The sequence below is a fragment of the Streptomyces sp. NPDC058877 genome (genome assembly GCF_042742855.1).
In the GTDB taxonomy this organism is placed as follows: Bacteria; Actinomycetota; Actinomycetes; order Streptomycetales; family Streptomycetaceae; genus Streptomyces.
Genome location: NZ_JBHYMF010000310.1, coordinates 1 through 5,196, shown reverse-complemented (window position 1 = coordinate 5,196; position 5,196 = coordinate 1). Strand labels below are relative to the sequence as shown.

General features: G+C 74.2%; 2 protein-coding genes. Both read right to left on the bottom strand.

What is annotated here, in order from left to right; genetic code table 11:
* Positions 1-47 precede the first annotated feature (47 nt).
* A complete protein-coding gene (locus ACFW2Y_RS34590; protein ID WP_384887349.1) occupies positions 48-3,743 on the bottom strand; it encodes an Rne/Rng family ribonuclease in 3,696 nt (1,231 codons plus the stop codon).
* Positions 3,744-3,978: 235 nt separating this feature from the next.
* Positions 3,979-4,770: a TIGR03936 family radical SAM-associated protein gene (locus ACFW2Y_RS34585; protein WP_384887346.1), complete on the bottom strand. Its 792-nt coding sequence runs from the start codon at positions 4,768-4,770 to the stop codon at positions 3,979-3,981.
* Between the last annotated feature and the right edge of the window lie 426 nt (positions 4,771-5,196).

Genomic DNA, 5,196 nt, shown 5'->3' with positions numbered 1-5,196 from the left:
GCCGTCCCCCCGTTCGGAGGAACGGGGGGACGGCCCGCACCGGCCGGTCAGTCCTGGGCCGGGGCCGCGGTCTTCTCCGCGGCCTTCTTCGCCGTGGCCTTCTTCGCCGTGGCCTTCTTCGCCGTGGCCTTCTTGGCGGTGGTCTTCTTCGCCGCCGTCTTCTTCGCCACCGTCTTCTTGGTGGCGGCCTTCTTGGTCGTGGCCTTCTTGGCGGTCTTGCGCGCAGCCGTCTTCTTGGCCGGCGCCGCCTCCTGCTCGGTCTCGACCGGCGCCTCGGCAGCCTCCGCAGGCGCCTCGGACGAGGTCGTGGGCACCACGACGACGGCAGCCTCCTCGGTGCCCACGGGCGAACCGGCGGGGGCCGTCACCTTGCGGACCACCCGGCGACGGGCCCGCGGCGGAGCGGCCACGGGGGCCTCCTCGACGACGGGCTCGGCGGCCTCGACGACCGGCTCCGGGGCCGGGGCGGCCTCGACGACCGGCTCGGCAGCGGGTGCCGGAGCGGTCTCCGGACCCGTCTCCCCGGTCGAGACGACCGGGGAGGTCGCACGGCGGGTGGCACGACGACGGCCACGGGGGGCCGGGGCCTCCTCGACCACCGGTGCGGCGACCGGCTCGGCGACCGGCTCCGGCGCATCGGCGGGCTGCGCCTCGACCACCGGTGCGGCGGGCGCGGGCTCGACCACGACGGCCTCGGTCTCCGCTGCCGGCGCCGGAGCGACGGGCGTGGTGACCGCGGGAGCGGACACCCGGCGGGTGGCGCGGCGGCGGCCCCGACCACGGGTGGCGGCGGCCTCGGCCTCGGCGACGGAGCCGTACAGCTCCTCGTCCGGGGCGATCGGTACCGGCAGGGCCACCGGGGCGGCCAGCTCGGCCGCGACCTCGGCCTCGGTCTCGGCCGTCTCCGGCTCGGCGACCTCCTGCTCCACGGCCTCGACGTGCTCGTGCTCGTGGGTGTGCTCGGCACCACCGCGTCCGCGCTTCTTCGAGCGCTTGCCGCCGCCACCGCCACCGGGGCTGGTCGGCTGCTCCATGTGCACGATGACACCACGGCCGTTGCAGTGGACACAGGTCTCGGAGAAGGACTCCAGGAGGCCCTGGCCGACCCGCTTGCGGGTCATCTGGACCAGTCCGAGGGAGGTCACCTCGGCCACCTGGTGCTTGGTCCGGTCCCGGCCCAGGCACTCCAGGAGGCGGCGCAGCACCAGGTCGCGGTTGGACTCCAGGACCATGTCGATGAAGTCGATGACGACGATGCCGCCGAGGTCGCGCAGCCGCAGCTGGCGCACGATCTCCTCGGCCGCCTCCAGGTTGTTCCTGGTGACGGTCTCCTCCAGGTTGCCGCCCTGGCCGGTGAACTTGCCGGTGTTGACGTCGACGACGACCATCGCCTCGGTCTTGTCGATCACCAGCGAACCGCCGGAGGGCAGCCAGACCTTGCGGTCGAGCGCCTTCATCAGCTGCTCGTCGATCCGGTACGTGGCGAAGACGTCGACCTCGCTGGTCCACTTCGACAGCCGGTCGACCAGGTCGGGCGCGACGTGGCCGACGTAGCCGTGGATGGTCTCCCACGCGTCGTCGCCGCTGACGATGACCTTGGAGAAGTCCTCGTTGAAGATGTCGCGGACGACCCGGACGGTCATGTCCGGCTCGCCGTAGAGCAGGGTCGGGGCGTTGCCGCTCTTCGCCTTCTTCTGGATGTCCTCCCACTGCGCCTGCAGCCGCTCGACGTCACGGCGGAGTTCGTCCTCGCTCGCCCCCTCGGCGGCGGTGCGCACGATGACGCCGGCGTCTTCGGGGACGATCTTCTTGAGGATGGTCTTCAGACGGGCACGCTCGGTGTCCGGGAGCTTGCGGCTGATGCCGGTCATCGAGCCTTCGGGGACGTACACGAGGTACCGGCCCGGCAGGGAGACCTGGCTGGTCAGACGGGCGCCCTTGTGGCCGATCGGGTCCTTCGTGACCTGCACGAGAACCGACTGGCCGGACTTGAGGGCGGTCTCGATGCGGCGCGGCCCGTTGGCCATGCCGAGCGCCTCGAAGTTGACCTCGCCCGCGTAGAGGACGGCGTTGCGGCCCTTGCCGATGTCGACGAAGGCGGCCTCCATGGACGGCAGGACGTTCTGGACCTTGCCCAGGTAGACGTTGCCGACGTAGGAGGTGGCCTGCTCCTTGTTGACGTAGTGCTCGACGAGCACGTTGTCCTCGAGGACGCCGATCTGGGTGCGCTCACCGTTCTGGCGGACGACCATCACGCGCTCGACGGCCTCGCGACGCGCCAGGAACTCGGCCTCGGTGATGATCGGGACGCGGCGGCGGCCCTGCTCACGGCCTTCACGGCGACGCTGCTTCTTGGCCTCCAGGCGGGTCGAGCCCTTGATGGACTGGACCTCGTCGGACGGCTCGGCCTTCTCGCGGGCCGGGCGGGGCTCGCGGACCTTGACGACCGTGCGGACGCCGTCCTCGTCGGCCGTCTCGGCCTCGGCCGCGGCGTCCCCGCTGCGACGGCGACGGCGGCGGCGGCGACGGGAGCTGGCGGAACCGCCGGCGTAGGCCTCGGCCTCCTCGGGCTCTTCCTCGCCCTCCTCGGCCTCCTCCTCGGCCTGCGGCTCCTCGCCCTCCTCGGCCTCCTCGACCTCGGTGAGCTCGCCACGACGGCGACGACGGCCGCCGCGGCGGCGGCGACGGGAGGGACGGTCCTCGTGCTCGTCCGTCTCCTCGGCCTCCTCGACCTCCGCGGCCTCTTCGAGCTCGTCGGCGGCGGCCTCCACCTCGGGCTCGTCGGCAACGGTGGCCGGTACGGGCTCGACGGCGACGGGCTCGCTGCGACGACGGCGACGACGACGGGAGCCGGACTCGGCCCGCTCGGTGGTCTCCGGGGCCTCGACGACCTCCGCAGCCTCGACGGCCTCGACGACCTCGTCCTCCTCCGGCTCCTCGACCACGGCGGCGGCTGCCGCAGCCGCGGTCTCCGGGGTCTGGAACATCGGCTCGGTGAAGACCGGGGCCTGGAAGACGGCAACGGCGGGACGCGCGGCGCGGCGCGTCTCGCGGACCGGGGCCGGCTCGGAGGTGAACTGCGGCGAGGTGGCGCGACGCCGACCGCGGCCACGGGTCGCCGCGGTTTCGGCGGCGGCGACCTCGGCTTCGTCGGTGGCCATCTGCTCGACCGCGGACCGGGGCAGCGACTCGCCGGTGGTGGGCGCCTCCGCGGTCGCCTCGGGCGAGGTGGCCTTGCGGGTGGCGCGACGACGGGTACGGGCCGGCGGCACGGCCTCTTCCACGACCTCGGCAGCCGGGGCCTCCACGACCTCGGCAGCCGGAGCGACCGGCTCGGCGGTGCCCTCCACGGCGGCCGTCGACGTCACGGGCGAAGTCGCCTTGCGGGTGGCCCGACGACGCGGACGCGCCGGGGCGGCCTCAGGGGCCTCGGGGGCCTCTTCCACGACGGGCTCCGGAGCCGCGACCGGCTCCACGACGGTCTCGGCGGCCGGCGCCGCGGCAGCGGTCGGCGAGGTGGCCCTGCGGGTGGCCCGACGACGCGGACGCGCCGGGGCGGTCTCGGCCTCGACCGGGGCGGCCTCGACCGGAACGGTCTCCGCGGCCGGGGTGTCGGCGGTCGCCGGGGTCTCGTCGGTGACGCCCGTCACCGGCGGACCGGCGGGGCGGGAAGCGGCGCGGCGCCTGCGGCGCGGCGGCAGCTTGTCACCGGGGGCATTGGTGTCTTCGTTGGACTCGAGCATGCGGGCGGTTCTCCCGTCACGCTCCCGGGCGCCGCGTCTGGTTCCGGTCCGGCGGCAGGATCGCGCCTGTGGCGCGGTGCCGCCGTCCGGGGCGCGGGCGCCGCACGGGAGCTGTATGTCTGGCTCGCCGGTTCCGTACGCCTTGTGCGGACGGCCTGGCGAAAGTCTCCTGGTCAGTGCGCTGCCCGACCCAGGTGGCTCCCGAGTGCCAGGGCGGCGCTACGACGACCGCTCCCTACGCGGTACCTGCACCCGGCGCCGTCGCTGAGGCGGTCCCGGCGGCCGTGGGTGAAGCGGCCGTGACTGCCTCGCGGTCGGGCGCGAGCGGGTCGGTCACCGTGCCGGACTCCTCGTCGAAGAGCCCCTGCGCCAGCCTGGTCACCGCAGCGGGGACCGGCGGCGCCAGGTCGGCCACAGCTCGGAGACCGGACAGGACGTCGTCGGGTCGTACGGCAGGTGTCAGGTGCCGAACGACCAGGCGCAGTATCGCACAGGCGCCGTCCAGCGGCCCATCACCCCGGGGGTCGCCCTGGGCACGGTCCGCCGTCAGCTGGGTGACCGCGGAACGGGCGTCGAAGGTGCGGACTCCGTTCTTGGTCTTGCGCTGTACTTCCACCGTCTCGGCGGCGAGAAACGCCTCGACGGCCTTCTCCGCCTCCTCCACGGAGACGCCCTCGAGGCGCAGCTCCCACACGGAGGCGGTGAGTCGGTCGGCGAGGCCCGAGGTCCGGGCCTCGACGGCATCGGTGATGTCGAGACCGGCCGGGAGGGACTCGTCGAGCAGGGCCCGCAGGGTCTCCGGATCACGCACCTGGGTGAGGGCGATCTCCAGGTACTCGGCCTCGGAGCCCGTGCCCGTCGGGGCGGCATTGGCGTACGACACCTTGGGGTGCGGGGTGAAGCCCGCCGAGTACGCCATGGGCACCTCGGCACGGCGCAACGCACGCTCGAAGGCGCGCTGGAAGTCACGGTGGCTGGTGAACCGGAGGCGGCCGCGCTTGGTGTAGCGCAGTCGGATGCGCTGCACCGCCGGTGCGGGCGGCGGGCCTTCGGGCTGTCGCTTGCCCAGTGGTTCTTCTCCTCGATGCGGGGCGGACGCGGGGGACGCGTCCGTCCACGAGATGTGCGGGTGGCCCTGGGGGGCCCGCCCGGTTCACGCCCGCCTTCACGGGGTGATCTCGGGTCCGGGCACCGCGCCGGGGACGTTCGTTGTACTACCCAGAGTACGCGCCCGGGCCACCTCCGGTTCCCCGGGCCGGATCGGCGGACTCCGCCGAAGGGGGCGGAGCGCGTCTCCCGGGCGGCGGCGCGAACGGCCGCGCGGTGGGGTCGGCGGGTGCACCCGCCCCGATGCGCAGCCGGGGGCCGCGGGAGGTGCGGACCGCCCGGTGCGGACCGGACCAGCGAGGGTCCGATCGCCTTCCACAGCAACCCGTCGAAGCGGTCGGGGACC

What these genes read in the sequence shown, in the direction of transcription:
- ACFW2Y_RS34590 (WP_384887349.1), bottom strand. Translation starts at nt 3,743, where the DNA reads ATGCTCGAGTCCAACGAAGACACCAATGCCCCCGGTGACAAGCTGCCG.